Source organism: Sphingobium algorifonticola, assembly GCF_004005485.1.
Lineage (GTDB): Bacteria > Pseudomonadota > Alphaproteobacteria > Sphingomonadales > Sphingomonadaceae > Sphingobium > Sphingobium algorifonticola.
In genome coordinates this window covers 472,226-488,539 of the sequence record NZ_RZUL01000002.1, presented here as the reverse complement: position 1 = coordinate 488,539, position 16,314 = coordinate 472,226, and the positions used below count along the sequence as shown (strand labels likewise).

Genomic DNA, 16,314 nt, shown 5'->3' with positions numbered 1-16,314 from the left:
ATTTGCCTGACGCGTCAAGACGCCTAAAGCCGTCGCATGGTCGAAATCCTCTCAGCCAAGGTCGAGCGATGGCCGGTCGACGGCGCGTTCATCATCAGTCGAGGCGCCAAGACGCATGTCGATGTCGTGCTATGTACCGTAGGCGATGGCACCCATGTCGGGCGAGGCGAAGCGACTGCCATATATTATGAAGGCGAAACGGCGGAGGATTGCGCCGCGCTGATCGGCCGCTATCGCGGGCCGCTTGACCGTGCCAGCGTCAATGCCCGGATGGACCGCGGTGCTGCGCGCAATGCGCTCGATTGCGCACTGTGGGATTATGAGGCGAAACGCACCGGTGTTCCCGTCTGGCAGCGGGTCGGGCTGACCGCGCCGCCCGCGCCGGTGCCGACCGCCTTCACCATCAGCCTGAATGATCCCGCGCAGATGGAACGCGATGCCCGCGCCGCCGCCGCCCGCGGTTTCGGCCTGCTCAAATGCAAGCTCACGGGGCAGGCGGATGGCGACCGCATCGCCGCCGTCCGGCGCGGCGCGCCCGACGCACGCCTGATCGTCGATGCCAATGAAAGCTGGGCGACCCTGGATATCGCTGCGGAAGCAAAAGCCCTGCGCGCATTGGGCGTCGAACTGGTCGAACAGCCGATCCCGCACGGCCGTGAGGATATGCTGGCCGATATCGCCAGTGCCATGCCATTCTGCGCCGACGAAAGCGTCCACAGCCGCGCCGATCTGGACCGCCTGCCCGGCTTTGCCGCGATCAACATAAAGCTCGACAAGGCCGGCGGCCTCACGGAGGCGCTGGCGCTGGCCGAGGCGGCACGGGCACGGGGCCTGCGCATCATGATCGGCTGCATGCTGGGTACGTCGCTTGGCATCGCCCCGGCGTTCCTGCTGGCGCAGCAGGCGGACTGGGTCGATCTGGACGGTGCGCTGCTGCTCGCGCGGGATCGCGAAGGCGGGCTGGCGGTCGAACAGGGCATGCTCCAGCCTGGCAGCCTCTGGGGCTGACGGCCGCCCTTTATTTCGCCGCGATCGCCGACACTTCCTCGCCTGCATCGCTGCGCCAGGCGAACGCGTCGGCGCCTGCCTTTTTCAGGCTCGCCTCAAAGGCCTTTGCCTTGTCGAAGGAGGGGAACGGGCCGACGACCAGACGATTGGTCCGCCCCCAGGCGGCCGTGTAGGCGTCCTTCGCGGCGATGCTGTCATGCTTCTTGCGCAGGCCGCGCAGAGTGAAGCCCAGTGCCGAAATGCTTTGCCCGGTGCCGATCTGCACCCAGTTGCGCGAAGGGTTGCGCGCCAGTTTCGCCTTTTCCGCGGCTAGTGCCTTGGCCTTGGCATCGGCCTCCGCCTTGGCCTTCGCCGCGGCGTCGCGCTTGGCCTTGTCGGCTGCGGTGCGGGCGGCAGCACGCTTTTCCTCCTGGATCGCCAGTATCTCGGCAAGATCGACAGCCTCAGCCGATCCTGCCTTCTCCGCATCGGGCACGTCGAGTTCACGCATGATGTCGGCCAAGGTGCGCGTCGCGACGGGGTCAGGCTGCGCCGCGGTGGGCGGGGCGGGATCGGCAGGGCGGACTGTTGTCGCCTGCGCCAGCACGACTGACCCGCTTCGCGCGGGATCGACCGGGCCTTGCACCTGCGGGATTGTCGGTTGCGGGGTCGCCGACGGGGCTATCGGCGCCGGGGTCGGCGATGCCGTAGCAGCAACAACGCGGACCGGCGCGGGATTGACCGGAGCGGGATTGACTGGCGCAGGACTGACTGGCGCAGGATAGGTCGGCCCAGGATTGGTTGGCCCAGACTGCGACGAGGCGACCGACGCCGCTGGCACGGCTGCCGTTGCACGCTGCGACGGCAGCTCTGCCCGTCTGCCGCCTGTCGTACGGTCCGTGCGTGGCTGCGGCACGCTACGCTGGGGCGTGACCGCCGCAGGTGGCACCGTTGGCGCGCGCGCCGACGGCTGCGTTGCGGCATTGGCAGCCATGCGCACCCCTGCATTGGACGGGAAATTGCCGAAATGGACGGCGGCGGCGCGCTGTGCCGGAGTCAGCGCCGCCATCCGCATCATATAAGGTTCGATCGCGTCGGCCAGCGGCTTTGGCATCACTTTCTGCGTGATGTCGCGCGCATCGGCTTCCCGGCCATTCATCGCAAGCACGAACGCCCGGTTGCGCCAAGCCGCACGATCATTCTTGTACAGCAGCGGCGCGATCAGCCTCTCGGACGATTCGACCTGGCCGGATATGCCCAGCGATACGGCATAGCGGCGCAACAGCTCGGGATCGTCCGGCGTGGCTCGCAAGGCCGTCTGGTAATCCTGCTGCGCGCGGGTCTGATCCCCCGTCAGATCATAAGCGAGCGCACGATCGGCGATATAGCTGTCGGCGGGATAACGCAGCCGTGAAGCCTGATCGAACAGGCGGAGGGCTTCGGCCGGGTTCTGCAACTGCAACATGGCACGGCCCAGTCCGGCCTTGATCCGGCCGTTGCCGCTCTGGATTTCGTCGGCGCGCGCGAAAAAGCCGGTTGCCGCGCGCGGATCGTCGAGCGCCAGTGCCGCTTCGCCTGCGCCGATCAGCGCAGACACATCGCGTGGATTCTGTCCCAGCCGGGTCAGGCTGGCATTCAGGCTGCTTGCCGCATCGGGCGGCCGCACGTCGAGCTGGGAAAAGCCGGGCGAACTCGCAGGGCCGGATTCCGGCGCGGCCTGGTCACGCGATTGCGCATGCACGGGCACCGTCAGAGCGGATGCCATCAACAGAAAGGTGAGGGAACGCGCAGTCACGAAAAAGGCCTTACCCCGCCGATGGCTGAACGGATACTGTATCACCGCCGATGGTGCGATCATCCGCGCGCTATGCCGGACGGTCGGCAGGAAAGCGACCGTCCGGCGTGGCTATGCGCGTTACTGGTTATTCTGGCGATTGAGGAAGCGCGGAATATCGATACCGCCGGGCTTGCCATCCTCACCCGGTTCGGCAGGCTTGTCGATCCCGCGCGACAGGCCCGACATCCGTTCGAACAGGGTGCCACCACCCGTCGCGACGCGCGGTGCGGCGCGGGCCGGTTCGGCAGGCGCGGGCGTCGAAGCCTGCGTATCTTCCCCCAGCAGAAGCTCGCTATTGTCCTCTGGAAAGTCGGAAATGACGACCGGCGGCGACGGGGCTGCTAGTGGCGCGGCGAGCGGCGCAGGCTCGATGGTTTCGGCGGCCGTAGCCAGATCGAGCGGCTCCTCCTGCGCGGCAGGCGCGGGGGCGACGTCCGCCGGTTCGGGCGCGGCCAGCGGCAAATCCATCGGCGGCGCATTGTGCGTTACCGTGACCGACGGACGAGAGGCGAAGCTGAACGGCTGCGTCGGCGCGGCGGCCGGCTGGCTGGCATCGCTGTCGATGCCGGTTGCCACCACCGACACGCGAATGCGGCCGTTGAGGCTGTCGTTGAACGCCGAGCCCCAGATGATGTTCGCATCGGGATCGACCAGTTCGCGAATATGGTTTGCCGCCTCATCGACTTCCATCAGGCGCATGTCCTCGCCCCCGACGATGGAGACGATCACGCCCTTGGCGCCCTTCATCGACACGCCATCGAGCAGCGGGTTGGCAATCGCCTTTTCGGCGGCCTGGAGCGCGCGGCCATCGCCTTCGGCTTCGCCGGTGCCCATCATCGCCTTGCCCATTTCCCCCATGACAGAGCGCACGTCGGCAAAGTCGAGGTTGATGAGACCGGGCATGACCATCAGGTCGGTAATGCCGCGCACACCCTGTTGCAGCACTTCGTCAGCCATCTGGAACGCTTCCTTGAAGGTCGTGTTCGGGTTGGCGACGAGGAACAGATTCTGGTTGGGGATGACGATCAGCGTATCGACATGCTTCTGCAATTCGTCGATGCCGGATTCCGCGGAACGAGCGCGGCGCGCGCCTTCGAACGTGAACGGCTTGGTCACGACACCGACAGTCAATATGCCCTTGTCCCGCGCCGCTTTCGCAATCACTGGCGCAGCGCCGGTGCCGGTGCCGCCACCCATGCCGGCTGCGATGAAGCACATATGCGCGCCTTCCAGCGCAGCCTCGACCGCCGCGATGGTTTCTTCCGCCGCGGCGCGGCCGATTTCGGGGCGCGACCCGGCACCCAGCCCTTCGGTGATGCGCGGGCCAAGCTGAATGCGGCGTTCGGCAGGCGAGGCGTTCAGCGCCTGCGCGTCCGTATTGGCGACGATGAAGTCAACGCCCTCAACCGAGGCCGCGATCATGTTGGCGATGGCATTGCCCCCTGCCCCGCCGACCCCGATGACGGCAATCCGCGGCTTCAGCTCATCCACCTGCGGCGGGCCGATTTCAATGCTCATAGTCTTGACGCTCCCTCAGTTTCGTCGGGCAGAGGACGAAACGTAACATTTACTTCATGCACCAGTTGAAAAGGCAATTCATCACCTTTTTCAACCTTTGCTTCATCGGCACTATAATTGGCCATCAATAGTTGGCCTTCAACACACCCATCATCCGCTGCCACCAGCCCGAAGCGCCCATGCGGTGCACCGTCTGCGCGGCCGGCGTCATGCTGCGCAGGTCGGCGGGATTGGCCGCGCCGTAAAGCGCCAATCCGGCAAGCGTGGCAAAAGCGGGACCGCTGTGTGCCTCCGGCAGGGCGGCCAGGCCCCGCGGGCGACCGATGCGCACCGCCCGGCCCAGTGCGCTTTGCGCATAATCGGCAATGCCCTTCATCTCCGCGCCGCCGCCGGTCAGCACCACCTGACGCCCGACCGGCGTGTTGAACCCCATGCCCTTCAGCGCCGCGTTCACTTCCGCCATGATCTGGTTGAGCCGTTCGGTGATGACGCTGACGAGCGCGGCGCGGGTGATCTTGCCGCCTTCGCCCGCCGCAGCATCCCCCGCAATCGGCGCGACTTCGATCATCTCGCGGAAGTCGCGGCGCGACTGCATCGCCGATCCGTAAAAGCATTTCATGCGTTCCGCCTGGCTGCGGCGGATGCCGAAGGCGGAGGCGATATCGTCCGTGATGTCCGCCGCGCCGATCGGGATCGAATGCAGCCCGACCAGCATGCCGCCGACGTAGAGGGAGACGTTGGTGACGCCCGCGCCCAGCTCCACCAACGCGACGCCCAGATCGCGCTCTTCCTCGGACAGGCAGGCAAAGCCGGTGGCGATCGGCGATGCGACGATTGCGTTGACGTCAAGATAGGCGCCGCGCACGCACATCTCCATATTCGCAAGCGGGGCACCGTCGGCGAGCACAACGTGGATGTCGACGCCCAGCTTGTCGGCATGCATGCCCAGTGGACGCTTCACGCCCTGCGTACCGTTGAGCGTGAAGCAGGTCGGCTGCGCATGCAGGACGATGCGGCCGTCCGGGTCGATGCTCTGCCGCCCGGTCGTCAGCAGATCGTCGATGTCCGCCTGTTCCACGCGATAGCCGCCCAGATTGCGTTCCACGGTGACGACATCGCTCACCAGGCTGCCGCCGGAGAAGGAAACCCAGACATCCTCGATGTTCAGGCCCGCAACACGTTCGGCCTGTTCCACGGTCTCGCGCACCGCCATTTCGGTGCGTTCCATATCGGCAATATAGCCGCGCCGCACACCCCGGCTTTCGCGCTGACCGGTGCCCAATATGGTCAGTTCGCCCGCTTCGGTGCGTCCCGCGATCAGCGCCGACACTTTCCACGATCCGATATCGACGGCGGTAACGAGCTTTTCGACTTTCGGCGGCGGCATTCTGTCAGACCTCCCCATCCCGGCTGGCGATCGCGATCTTTCGATCGTCGGCCTTCTCGTCCTTCGTTGCCCGATCCTGCGGCAGGCGCAGCACGAACTTGTCGGGATCACGCATGTCGAAGCGCACGATACCGCGCCCGAGCAGCCGGTTCGATCCGTCCATGCGCGCGAAATTGACCAGCGCGGCCGCCGCTTCCGCCTCACCTTCGGGCAACAGCAGCGTTTCACCCGACTGGAAGCGCAAATCCCAGCGGCGATCGCCAATCCAGGTCGCGCCCGCCAGCAGCGGCTTGAGCGCCGGTGCCGCATCAAGCAATATGCCGAGCCGCGCGGTCTGGCGATTGGCGTTCGGACCGACGACCAGCGGCAGGTCCGGCATGTCGGACAGCGAAACCGATTGCAGCACCGTGCCCGTGACGTCGATCAGATCGAGCCGTCCGGCATGCTGCCATACCGCAACCGGCTGTCGCTCCACGATGTCGACGACCAGCGTATCGGGCAGGCGGCGGGACACGCGGGCGTCCTTCACCCAGCCGAGCGTCATCAGATCCTGCCGCAGTTTCGGCAGGTCGACTTTGACCATGGACCGGTCCACCTGCCCCAGCGCAATGGTGTAGACGGCCAGCTCATCCATCCGCTCGACGCCATGCACTTCCACCTTGGCGACTTCGAACCCGGCCTTTGCCATGGCGCTGGCAAACTCCATCCGTGCCATCGCGGGCAGGCCCAGGAAATTGGCCGCCAGCACCGCGGCGCCGCCGACCGTGGCGACGATCGACCCGCTGATCAGCCGCTGCAAGGTGGCGTGGCTGAACGGCAGCATTGCGACGATCCGGTCCAGGCGGCTGCGCTTCTTGAGCGCGCGGCTGCGGCTGGGCGCACGATTGCCCGTGCTGCTGCTGCCGCGCGGCGACAGGCGGCTGGTGTTCCCGCGCCGGATACGTGCGTCGCTCATAGTCCCTGCCCCCCGGCCAAAGCATCCTCGACAATCCGCTCGACCAGTTCGGCATAGTCGATACCCAGTTTCAGCGCCTGTTCGGGCACGAGGCTGAGTGGCGTCATGCCCGGCTGGGTGTTGACCTCCAGCAGAAACAGCCCGTCGATCCCCTGCGTGTCGTCCCAGCGAAAGTCCGATCGCGACGCGCCTTTACACCCCAACAGCTGATGCGCCCGCAGCGCGATCGCCTTGCACTGCTCGGTCACGTCATCGGGAATGTCGGCCGGACAGATATGGTCCGTCATCCCATCGGTATATTTGGCGTCGAAATCGTAGAAGCCGCTTTTGGGCCGCAGCTCCGTCACAAGCAGCGCCCGGTCGCCCAGCACGGCGGTCGTCAGCTCGCGCCCCCTTATATAGGGTTCGGCCAGCAGTTCGGCGAAATGCTGCCACGGCCCCTCGACATCCCGGCGGATGGGGTTGCCGAAATTGCTGTCTTCGGTGACGATCGCGACGCCGACCGAGGAGCCTTCGTTCACGGGCTTCACGACATAGGGACGCGAGATCGGATCGCGCTCGAACAGGCTTGTGCTCTCCACCATATGCCCGCCGGGCATGGGAATGCCATGCGGCACCAGCACCTGCTTGGTCAATTGCTTGTCGATCGCGATCACCGACGTGGCAAGGCCGCTGTGCGTGTAGGGCAGCCCCATCAGGTCCATCATGCCCTGCACCGTGCCGTCCTCGCCGGGGACGCCGTGCAGCGCGTTGAACACGACATCGGGCTTTGCCTCGTGCAGGCGGATCGCCACATCGCGGTCCATGTCGATGCGCGTGACGCGATGGCCGCGCGACTCCAGCGCCTTGGCGATCCCTTCGCCCGAGGACAGCGACACGGGCCGCTCCGCCGACCAGCCGCCCATAAGGACAGCGACATGCCAGGGGCCACGGCTCATAGCCCTCTGCCCTTCAGGGGAGAGGGTTGGGAGAGGGGGACATCGCCGTAATCAGACGCGCTGACAGCCCCCTCTCCCCGACCCTCTCCTCTGAAGGGGAGAGGGAGCGAAACCCCGATCCGCTGGATTTCCCATTCGAGGGTGACGCCGCTGTCCGCCTTCACCTTGTCGCGCACCTCCTCGCCCAGCGCCTCGATGTCGGCGCTGGTCGCCGCACCGAGATTGAGCAGGAAGTTGCAATGCTTCTCGCTGACCTGCGCATCGCCGCGGCGCAGACCGCGACACCCTGCCTGGTCGATCAGCGCCCAGGCCTTGTGCCCGTCGGGATTCTTGAACGTCGATCCGCCGGTGCGGCTGCGCAGCGGCTGGCTTTCCTCGCGCGCGGCGGCGATGCGGTCCATTTCCGCCTGGATCACTTGCGGATCGCCCGCATGGCCGCGAAAGATCGCCGACACCACGATCGCCCCCTCGGGCAGGGTCGAGTGACGATAGGTGTAACCAAGCTCCGCGTTGGAGAGAGTCACCCGCTCCCCCGACCGCAGGACGACATCGCATGCGACCAATATGTCGCACGTTTCGCGCCCGTAAGCGCCGCCGTTCATCCGCACGAAACCGCCGACGGTGCCGGGAATACTGCGCAAAAACTCGACGCCCGCGATCCCCGCGTCGCGCGCCGTGGACGCCACCAAAATGCCCGACGTGCCGCCGCCGCAGGTCAGTGTCAGGCCGTCGGGATTGGCATAGGAAAAAGCCTTGCCCAGCCGGATGACCACGCCCGGCACGCCGCCGTCGCGCACGATCATGTTGGACCCGAGGCCCAGCGCCATCACCGGGATCGCCGGATCGAGCGTACCGAGAAAATGCGCCAGATCGTCAACATCCTTTGGCTCGAACAGCCATTGCGCCGCACCGCCCGCCTTGAACCAGACAAGCGGCGCCAATGGCGCATCCGGCGTCAGCTTCCCCCGCACGTCGGGAAGGGCGTCGGCCAGCGCACTCATGTCCGGGCCGTCCGCGACGGGATCATGCCGCCGTTTCCGGCAGTTGCGCGGTGACGGCAGCGGCAAGGCCCGCCGCCCATTTCGTGATATCGCCCGCGCCAAGGCAGATCACCATGTCGTCGGGTTGCAGATCGGCGGCCAGCGCAGCGGCGAGCGCCTCCGGCCCGTCGATCACGCTGGCGGCGCGATGCCCGCGCCGCTTGAGACCGGCGACCATCGCGGCACTGTCGGTCCCTTCGATCGGCTGCTCGCCCGCCGGATAGACGGGCGCGGCATAAACGACATCGGCATCGTTGAACGCCTGCTGAAAGTCATCCATCAGGTCGCGCAGGCGCGTGAAGCGATGCGGCTGGACCACCGCAATCACCCGGCCCCGCGCCCCTTCGCGTGCCGCCGCGAGCACCGCCTTTATCTCGACGGGATGATGGCCGTAATCGTCGATCACGGTCGCGGAGCCGCCGGGCAAGGCGATATCGCCGACCTTCGTAAAGCGCCGCTTGACGCCGCCGAACTTGGCAAAGCCAGTCTGAATAGTCGCGTCGTCGATACCCATTTGCAGCGCGACGCCGATGGCCGCCATGGCGTTCAGCACATTGTGCCGACCGGGCATCGGCATTTCGATGCCTTCGATCTTGCGCGTCGAACCGTCCCGTTCCCGCACCTGCACGTCGAACCGGTTGCCGCCGGGGAAAGAAACGACATTGTCCCCGCGAATATCCGCCTGCGCGGAAAAACCATAGGTCACGACGCGCCGGTCCTGCACGCGGGGCAGAATTGCCTGCACTTCGGGATGATCGAGACAGACGATCGCCGCGCCGTAGAACGGCACATTCTCGATGAAGTCGACGAAGGCGTCCTTCACCGCATCGAAGCTGCCATAATGGTCGAGATGTTCCGGGTCGATATTCGTCACCACTGCGATGGTGCCGTCGAGACGCAGGAAGCTGCCATCGCTTTCGTCGGCCTCCACCACCATCCAGTCGGACGCGCCAAGCCGCGCGTTGGAACCATAGCTGTTGATGATGCCGCCGTTGATAACCGTGGGATCGACGCCACCGGCATCGAGCAGCGCGGCCACCATCGATGTCGTTGTCGTCTTGCCATGCGTGCCCGCAATCGCGACCGTGGATTTGAGGCGCATGAGTTCGGCCAGCATTTCCGCCCGGCGCACCACCGGAATGCGGCTTTCCAGCGCCAGTTCGACTTCGGGATTGCCGCGCTTGATCGCCGTGGAGGTAACGACCACCGCCGCATCGCCCAGATTTTCCGCCTTGTGCCCGATGGCGACGGATATGCCCTTCTTCCGCAGCCCCTCGATCACATAGCCTTCGGCGACGTCGCTGCCCTGCACCTTGTAGCCAAGGTTGTGCATCACTTCGGCGATGCCGGACATGCCGATGCCGCCGATGCCGATGAAGTGAATCGTGCCGATATCGGTCGCGACACCCTTCATGCGGGGACACCCTGAAGCGTCAGGGTTGAGGGCGCGGGCGGCGTCGTCCGCAGGGGGTCGTTCATGATCGGGGCCTGTCCAATGCTTTCGAGAAGGTCTGCCATGTCGCGCGCGGCATAGGGCCGGCCGCAGGCCCGCGCGCGTTTGGCGGCATTGGCGAGGGCGCCGGGTTCCATCGCCATTTTCTGCAGCTGCTTGGCCAGTTCGACCGGCGTGAAACGCGCCTGCGGGATCGACCGCGCGCCGCCCGCCTCCACCATCTCACGGACGTTGGCGGTCTGGTGATCGTCCATCGCCGAAGGCAGCGGAATGAGGATAGCCGGGCGACCTGCCGTCGTGAGTTCAGCGATCGTCGAAGCCCCCGCACGCGCGATGACGAGATGCGCCCAGTTCAGCTTTTCGGCCATGTCTTCGATATAGGTCGAAAGGTCCGCCGGGATTTCAAGGTCGGCATAGGTCGCCCGTACCTTTTCGATGTCGTCCGGGCGGCACTGCTGCGTCACTTGCAGGCGGCGACGCAGCGCCACGGGCAGCAGCGCGAGGCCATCCGGCACGACCGAGGACAGCACCGTCGCCCCCTGACTGCCGCCGGTGACGAGCAGGCGGAACACGCTTTCGTCGGTCAGCGGGGGAAACTCCTCGTCGCGCAACGCCATCACTTCGGCCCGCACGGGATTGCCGATCAGATGGACCTTGCCCGCATGCTTGTCCGCCAGCTTCCCGACGATGGGATAGGCCGTGGCGATCGCATCGACTTTGCCCGCCAACAGCCGGTTGACGCGGCCCAGCACGGCATTTTGTTCATGCAGCGCCGTCGGGATTTTCATGCTGATCGCGCCGAGCAGCGCGGGCAGGGCGGGATAGCCGCCGAAACCGACGACCGCCGTTGGCTGAAACGTCTCATACAGGCGCATCGCCATCGCGCGACCGGCGAGGATCGCCTTGCCCCCGCGCAGCCAGCCGACCGGCCCGCCCTGCAACCGCCCGGCGGGCAGCACATGCACCTGCATGTCAGCGAAGATGCCGGGGATTTTCGCGCCGCGCGCATCGGTGACCAGCGCGACATGATGGCCCCGCGCCGTCAGCTCCTTCGCGACGGCATAGGCAGGGATCATATGCCCCCCGGTCCCGCCGGCTGCGAGAACGAAGTGACGGGAAATGCTCATCGACCGCTCCATTTCACGACATAGGGGCTGCGGTCCATGAAGGGATTGCGGCGCGTAAACGCCAGCAACAGGCCGACCCCGATGCAAAGCGCGATCATAGAGGAGCCGCCATAGCTGATAAAGGGCAGCGTCATCCCCTTCGACGGAAATATATGGGCGTTGACCCCCATGTTGATGATCGCCTGCAACCCCAGCTCGGTCGTCAGGCCTGCGGCGGCAAGGATGATGAAATTGTCTTCCTCGTCGAGCAAGCGCAGCAGCACCCGCACGACGATGGCCAGATAGACGACCGCAATGCCGATACAGGCGAGCAGGCCGAACTCCTCGCCGATCACCGAGAAGATATAGTCGGTATGCGCTTCGGGCAGGTTGAACTTCGCCTGCCCCCCGCCCGGCCCCACGCCGGTAAAGCCGCCGTTGGTAATCGTCTTGTGCGCCAGATCGGCCTGATCGGGACCGGTATCTGCCGCGACGCCCAGCCCCAGAAAGTCGTTGATGCGGTTGCGGCCGTTCTCGTAAAACAGATAGACGGCCACAATACCCGCCAGCCCTGCGCCGCCCATGCCGATCATGAAGCGCATCGACTGGCCCGCGAGCAGCAGCAGCGCCGCCCAGCATCCGCAGAAAATGACCGTCTGGCCGAAATCGGGCTGCTGCATCAGCAGCGCGGCGATCAGCAGCGTCATGACGCCGGTCAGCGGCACCACGGGCAAGGCCGCGTCTCGCCCCTTGAGCGACAGCAGCCAGGCCAGCGTGACGATGAAGGTGGGCTTGAGAAACTCCGACGGCTGAAACCGCCCGATCGGCAAGTCGATCCAGCGCCGCGCGCCGTTGATGGTGCTGCCGAGCAGCGGCACGAACATCAGGCAGACGAAGAAGATCGCCGACATGGCCAGCGCCAGCCGCCGCGCCTGCGTGCGGGGCAGCATGGAGATCACGAGCATCACCGGCAGGCCGATGCCCACCCACATGAGCTGGCGATAGAAATAGATGAGCGGGTTGACGCTGACGGTGCTGGTCGACCGGTCGATCGCCGCGACCGGAGATGCGGCGGCGACCGCGACCAGCCCGATGGCGATGAGGACGGCGATCAGCGACAACAGCACCCGGTCGATTTCCCAGAACCATATGGCGAGCGCGGTGCGCTCACGCGGCACCGTCTTGGCGCGCAGCCCCTGCACGATGCGGCCGGGCTTGAACGATCCGCTAGCCATCATGCCCCTCCTGTAGCGCGGAGACTGCCGCGACGAACGCGTCACCCCGCGCTTCGAAATCGCGGAACTGGTCGAAACTGGCGCAGGCGGGCGACAGCAGCACGACATCGCCAGGCTGGGCGATCCGCGCGGCGCGGCGCACGGCGGTCAGCAGCATTTCGCTGTCGTCCACAACCATATGCGGCCGCAGCAGATCAGCAAACATATGGCCGGACTCGCCGATGGTATAGGCATGGGCGATGTTGGGGAAATAGGGTTCGCACTCGTCCAGATTGTCCGTCTTGGCGATGCCGCCCAAAATCCAGTGGATGCGCGGACGGCCATCGACCGGCGGATAGGCGGCGAGCGCGGGGGCAGTGGACGCGGCGTTGGTCGCCTTGCTGTCGTTGACGTAGAGGACACCGTTCACTTGCGCGACCCGCTGCATCCGGTGCGGAAGGCTGGAGAAAGTTTTCAGGGCGTCACTGATTACGGTTTCAGCTATCCCCAGCGCCGAACAAGCCAATATCGCTGATATGGCATTCTGCGCACTATGTGGGCCTTGCAAAGCTGGCCAATCTTTTTGGGTGCTCAGGTGATCACGCGACGCAGTTTGCCCGTTTTCGTCGAACGCCCCCCAGAGTTCGTAAGGATCGTCGGCATTATCGTCGTAATTTGTCCAAATCCGGAACTCATGGATTTCCGAAAGCTGGCGGTATAACTTTTTCCCAAAATCGGTATGCCAATTCAGAACCCCAATATGTGGGGGCTTCATCATCTCAAAAAGCCGCAACTTCGACGCGACATATCCCTCGAACCCCTCATAGCGATCCAGATGATCCGGCGTGATGTTGAGCAGCACCGCAACATCGCAATCGAGGCTGTAGGTCAGGTCGATCTGGTAACTCGACAGTTCCAGCACATAGATGCCGCCTTCGGGCAGCGGTTCTTCGCCCAGCACCGGCAGGCCGATATTGCCGCCCATCGCCGTCGGGATGCCCGCGCTTGCGATGATATGGTGGATCAGCGCCGTGGTGGTGGACTTGCCGTTCGTCCCGGTGATGCCGACCACGCGATGGGGCGGCAGGGTCGGCCGGGCCAGCGCGAACAGTTCGATATCGCCGATCACCGGCACACCCGCATCACGCGCCTTCTGCGCGATCGGATGACGATTGAGCGGGACGCCCGGCGACACCACGATTCCGTCGAACCCGGCAAGGTCGATCGTCAGCGGATCGGCGATCTCCGCCTTGTCCACGACAAGCGCCTGCGCTTCCTCGCGCGTGTCCCATGCCACCACACGCGCGCCGCTGGCGACCAGCGTGTCCACGGTCGCGAGGCCACTGCGCGCCAGGCCCAGCACCGCATAGGTCTTCCCCGCAAAGACGCGCGAGACGATCACCGCAGCTTCAACGTCGCGAGGCCCGCGAGTGCGAGGACGAAGGCGATGATCCAGAAGCGGATGACGACGGTCGATTCCGCCCAGCCGAGCTGTTCGAAATGATGATGGATCGGCGCCATGCGGAATACCCGGCGGCCGGTGCGCTTGTAAAAGAACACCTGGATGATAACGCTCATCGCCTCGACCACGAACAGACCGCCGATGATGCCCAGCACGATCTCGTGATGCGCGCTGACCGCGATCACGCCGATCGTGCCGCCCAGCGCAAGACTGCCGGTGTCGCCCATGAACACGGCGGCGGGCGGCGCGTTGAACCACAGGAAAGCGAGGCCCGCACCCACGATCGCCCCGCACAATATGGTGAGATCGCCTGCGCCCGGCACATGCGGAATGCCGAGATAGGCCGCAAAATCGGCGCGGCCAACGAGATAGACGATCAGCATGAAGGCCAGGCTGGCGATGATGACCGGCATGGTGGCGAGGCCATCCAGCCCGTCCGTCAGATTGACGGCATTGCCGAACGCCACGATCACGAAGGCCGCGAAGAGGAAATAGAACGGCCCCAGGTCGATCGCCGGGCCATTCCAGAACGGCACGTAGAGCGCCGTGCCGTTATGCCCCACGATCAGCCAGGCGGCAAAGCCGGCAATGGCAAACTCGCACAGCAGCCGCAGGCGGCCCGACAGGCCCTTGTGGCTCGCCTTGGTCACCTTGTCATAATCGTCCATGAACCCGATAGCCCCGAAACCCAGCGTGACCGAGATGCAGGCCCAGACATAGACGGATGACAGGTTCATCCACAGCAGAACCGACACGATCATCGATGTCAGGATCATCAGGCCGCCCATGGTCGGTGTGCCGCGCTTGGCCAGATGCGTCTGCGGCCCGTCCTCGCGGATCGGCTGCCCCTTGCCCTGACGGACGCGCAACCAGCCGATGAAACGCGGGCCGATGATGAGGCCGATCGCCAGCGCCGTCACGATCGCCGCGCCGGTGCGGAAGCTGAAATAGCGGACGAGGTTCAGGATGCCCTGAAAATCCAGCATTTCGGCAAGCCAGTATAACATTACGCCTGCTCTCCATCGGCTTTGGCGGCATAAGCGGCCGTGACCGCAGCGACGACGCGAGACAGGCCGATGCTGTTGGACCCCTTCACCAATATCGCATCGCCCGGTTGCACCGCATCGCGCAGTAGCGCCCGCGCGCCATCCGCATCGGCCACATGCGCGACAGACACGCTTCCGGCAAGCCGCTCTGCCAGCGGCGCCATGTCCGGCCCGACCAGAATGGCATAATCGACACGCGCCGCTTCGATCGGATCGCCAAGCCCGGCGTGCAGATCGGCGCTGCGTGTGCCCAGTTCCTTCATCGCGCCCAGCACCGCCACCCGGCGCACCGCCTTTTCGCGGGACAGCGATCGCAGCGTCGCCGCCATCGACAGCGGATTGGCGTTATAGCTTTCGTCGATCAGCAGCGCCTGCCGCCCGTCGACATGCAGGATGGTCCGCGCGCCACGCCCCGGCAGGCCCGGCAGTTCGGCCAGCGCCAGTCCCGCCGCCGCGAGATCGCCGCCGACCGCCTCGACAGCGGCCAGCACGGCCAGTGCATTGCCGACCCAGTGATCGCCCGGCGCGCCGATGGTAAAGCAGATATCGGCCCCCGGCAGCGTCGCGGTGACCAGCGTGCCGCCGCTTTCGGACGGCACGGCTTCGATCGCGCGAACATCGGCGCCCTTGCCCGTGCCGAAGGTCCAGATGCGCGCGGCATGGCGCTCCGCCTTGTTGTAAAGGCGCGTCGCGTGCGGGCTGTCATAGGGAATGATCGCGGTGCCGCCCGGCTCCAGACCCTCGAAGATTTCGGCCTTTGCGTCGGCAATGCCCTCTTCAGAGTCGAAAAACTCGATATGGGCAGGTGCGATGGCCGTGATGATGGCGACGTTCGGTCGGACCAGCCGGGTCAGATCGGCCAGTTCGCCGGCATGGTTCATCCCCATTTCGAACACGCCGAAGGCGCTGTCGCGCGGCATACGCGCCAGGCTGAGCGGCACGCCGACATGATTGTTGTAACTTTTGACCGAACGATGGGCGCCGCCGGGTCCGGCCCGGTCGAGGGCATGGAACAGCGCCTCCTTCGTACCTGTCTTACCGACCGATCCGGTCACGCCGACGATCTGCGCCGAGCCGCGCGCGCGGGCCGCCTTGCCCAATGCCCGCAGGGCGGCAAAGCTGTCCTCGACAAGAACATGCGGTCCGGCAACGGGCGTGCTGACGATCGCACCTGCGGCACCGGCGGCAAAAGCGGTATCGACATAGGCATGGCCATCGGCCGCTTCGCCCTTCATTGCGACGAACAGATCGCCGGGGCCGACTTCGCGGCTGTCGAAGGCGACACCCGAAACAGCAAAAGCGGCAGACGCTTTTCCGCCCACCGCCGCCGCGATTTCATCGGAGGTCCAGAGGGGCGTCACGGCGTTCCTG

At 65.6% G+C, this 16,314-nt stretch carries 14 protein-coding genes; 1 reads left to right on the top strand and 13 read right to left on the bottom strand.

The features are described 5' to 3' along the window. Positions 1-36 precede the first annotated feature (36 nt). Positions 37-1,008 (top strand): dipeptide epimerase, encoded by a 972-nt coding sequence (locus ENE74_RS07385; RefSeq protein ID WP_127690237.1) that lies wholly within the window; start codon positions 37-39, stop codon positions 1,006-1,008. Between the two features lie 10 nt (positions 1,009-1,018). Here ENE74_RS07385 and ENE74_RS07380 read toward each other — a convergent pair whose 3' ends face one another. From ENE74_RS07380 to ENE74_RS07325, 13 genes are all read right to left on the bottom strand, one after another. Then, entirely contained in the window at positions 1,019-2,782 is a 1,764-nt protein-coding gene (locus ENE74_RS07380) for an SPOR domain-containing protein (protein WP_241241876.1), read from the bottom strand. Between the two features lie 120 nt (positions 2,783-2,902). Continuing rightward, a complete protein-coding gene (gene ftsZ / locus ENE74_RS07375) occupies positions 2,903-4,342 on the bottom strand; it encodes a cell division protein FtsZ (RefSeq protein WP_127690236.1) in 1,440 nt (479 codons plus the stop codon). Further along, positions 4,339-4,467, bottom strand: coding sequence for a hypothetical protein (locus ENE74_RS18650; RefSeq protein ID WP_277601360.1), 129 nt, complete (start codon positions 4,465-4,467; stop codon positions 4,339-4,341). The genes ftsZ and ENE74_RS18650 overlap by 4 nt, the downstream gene beginning before the upstream one ends. Next, the gene (gene ftsA / locus ENE74_RS07370) at positions 4,467-5,729 is read right to left on the bottom strand and encodes a cell division protein FtsA (protein ID WP_127690235.1); all 1,263 of its coding nucleotides are present in this window, start codon (positions 5,727-5,729) and stop codon (positions 4,467-4,469) included. Before ftsA ends, ENE74_RS18650 begins: the two co-directional genes overlap by 1 nt. Before the next feature lie 4 nt (positions 5,730-5,733). Continuing rightward, on the bottom strand, positions 5,734-6,684 hold the full coding sequence (locus ENE74_RS07365; RefSeq protein WP_127690234.1) for a cell division protein FtsQ/DivIB: 951 nt from the start codon (positions 6,682-6,684) through the stop codon (positions 5,734-5,736). Beyond that, positions 6,681-7,622, bottom strand: a complete 942-nt coding sequence (locus ENE74_RS07360) for a D-alanine--D-alanine ligase (protein WP_127690233.1) — start codon at positions 7,620-7,622, stop codon at positions 6,681-6,683. The genes ENE74_RS07365 and ENE74_RS07360 overlap by 4 nt, the downstream gene beginning before the upstream one ends. After that, the gene (gene murB, locus ENE74_RS07355) at positions 7,619-8,623 is read right to left on the bottom strand and encodes a UDP-N-acetylmuramate dehydrogenase (protein ID WP_127690232.1); all 1,005 of its coding nucleotides are present in this window, start codon (positions 8,621-8,623) and stop codon (positions 7,619-7,621) included. The genes ENE74_RS07360 and murB overlap by 4 nt, the downstream gene beginning before the upstream one ends. Positions 8,624-8,645: 22 nt before the next feature. Then, the gene (gene murC / locus ENE74_RS07350) at positions 8,646-10,076 is read right to left on the bottom strand and encodes a UDP-N-acetylmuramate--L-alanine ligase (protein WP_127690231.1); all 1,431 of its coding nucleotides are present in this window, start codon (positions 10,074-10,076) and stop codon (positions 8,646-8,648) included. After that, positions 10,073-11,242: an undecaprenyldiphospho-muramoylpentapeptide beta-N-acetylglucosaminyltransferase gene (gene murG, locus ENE74_RS07345; protein ID WP_127690230.1), complete on the bottom strand. Its 1,170-nt coding sequence runs from the start codon at positions 11,240-11,242 to the stop codon at positions 10,073-10,075. Before murG ends, murC begins: the two co-directional genes overlap by 4 nt. After that, the gene (locus tag ENE74_RS07340; protein ID WP_127690229.1) at positions 11,239-12,456 is read right to left on the bottom strand and encodes an FtsW/RodA/SpoVE family cell cycle protein; all 1,218 of its coding nucleotides are present in this window, start codon (positions 12,454-12,456) and stop codon (positions 11,239-11,241) included. Before ENE74_RS07340 ends, murG begins: the two co-directional genes overlap by 4 nt. Next, complete coding sequence (murD, locus tag ENE74_RS07335; RefSeq protein WP_127690228.1) at positions 12,449-13,837, bottom strand: UDP-N-acetylmuramoyl-L-alanine--D-glutamate ligase; 1,389 nt, start codon at positions 13,835-13,837, stop codon at positions 12,449-12,451. The genes ENE74_RS07340 and murD overlap by 8 nt, the downstream gene beginning before the upstream one ends. After that, a complete protein-coding gene (gene mraY, locus ENE74_RS07330; protein ID WP_127690227.1) occupies positions 13,834-14,904 on the bottom strand; it encodes a phospho-N-acetylmuramoyl-pentapeptide-transferase in 1,071 nt (356 codons plus the stop codon). Before mraY ends, murD begins: the two co-directional genes overlap by 4 nt. Continuing rightward, a complete protein-coding gene (locus tag ENE74_RS07325; RefSeq protein WP_127690226.1) occupies positions 14,904-16,304 on the bottom strand; it encodes a UDP-N-acetylmuramoyl-tripeptide--D-alanyl-D-alanine ligase in 1,401 nt (466 codons plus the stop codon). The genes mraY and ENE74_RS07325 overlap by 1 nt, the downstream gene beginning before the upstream one ends. Between the last annotated feature and the right edge of the window lie 10 nt (positions 16,305-16,314).

Excerpts from the sequence above, each read along its gene's own strand:
- ftsZ (WP_127690236.1), bottom strand. The coding sequence starts at position 4,342 with ATGAGCATTGAAATCGGCCCGCCGCAGGTGGATGAGCTGAAGCCGCGG.
- ENE74_RS07340 (WP_127690229.1), bottom strand. The coding sequence starts at position 12,456 with ATGGCTAGCGGATCGTTCAAGCCCGGCCGCATCGTGCAGGGGCTGCGC.
- mraY (WP_127690227.1), bottom strand. The coding sequence starts at position 14,904 with ATGTTATACTGGCTTGCCGAAATGCTGGATTTTCAGGGCATCCTGAAC.
- ENE74_RS07360 (WP_127690233.1), bottom strand. The coding sequence starts at position 7,622 with ATGAGCCGTGGCCCCTGGCATGTCGCTGTCCTTATGGGCGGCTGGTCG.
- murB (WP_127690232.1), bottom strand. The coding sequence starts at position 8,623 with ATGAGTGCGCTGGCCGACGCCCTTCCCGACGTGCGGGGGAAGCTGACG.
- ENE74_RS07365 (WP_127690234.1), bottom strand. The coding sequence starts at position 6,684 with ATGAGCGACGCACGTATCCGGCGCGGGAACACCAGCCGCCTGTCGCCG.
- ftsA (WP_127690235.1), bottom strand. The coding sequence starts at position 5,729 with ATGCCGCCGCCGAAAGTCGAAAAGCTCGTTACCGCCGTCGATATCGGA.
- ENE74_RS07385 (WP_127690237.1), top strand. The coding sequence starts at position 37 with ATGGTCGAAATCCTCTCAGCCAAGGTCGAGCGATGGCCGGTCGACGGC.
- murC (WP_127690231.1), bottom strand. The coding sequence starts at position 10,076 with ATGAAGGGTGTCGCGACCGATATCGGCACGATTCACTTCATCGGCATC.
- ENE74_RS18650 (WP_277601360.1), bottom strand. The coding sequence starts at position 4,467 with ATGGCCAATTATAGTGCCGATGAAGCAAAGGTTGAAAAAGGTGATGAA.
- murG (WP_127690230.1), bottom strand. The coding sequence starts at position 11,242 with ATGAGCATTTCCCGTCACTTCGTTCTCGCAGCCGGCGGGACCGGGGGG.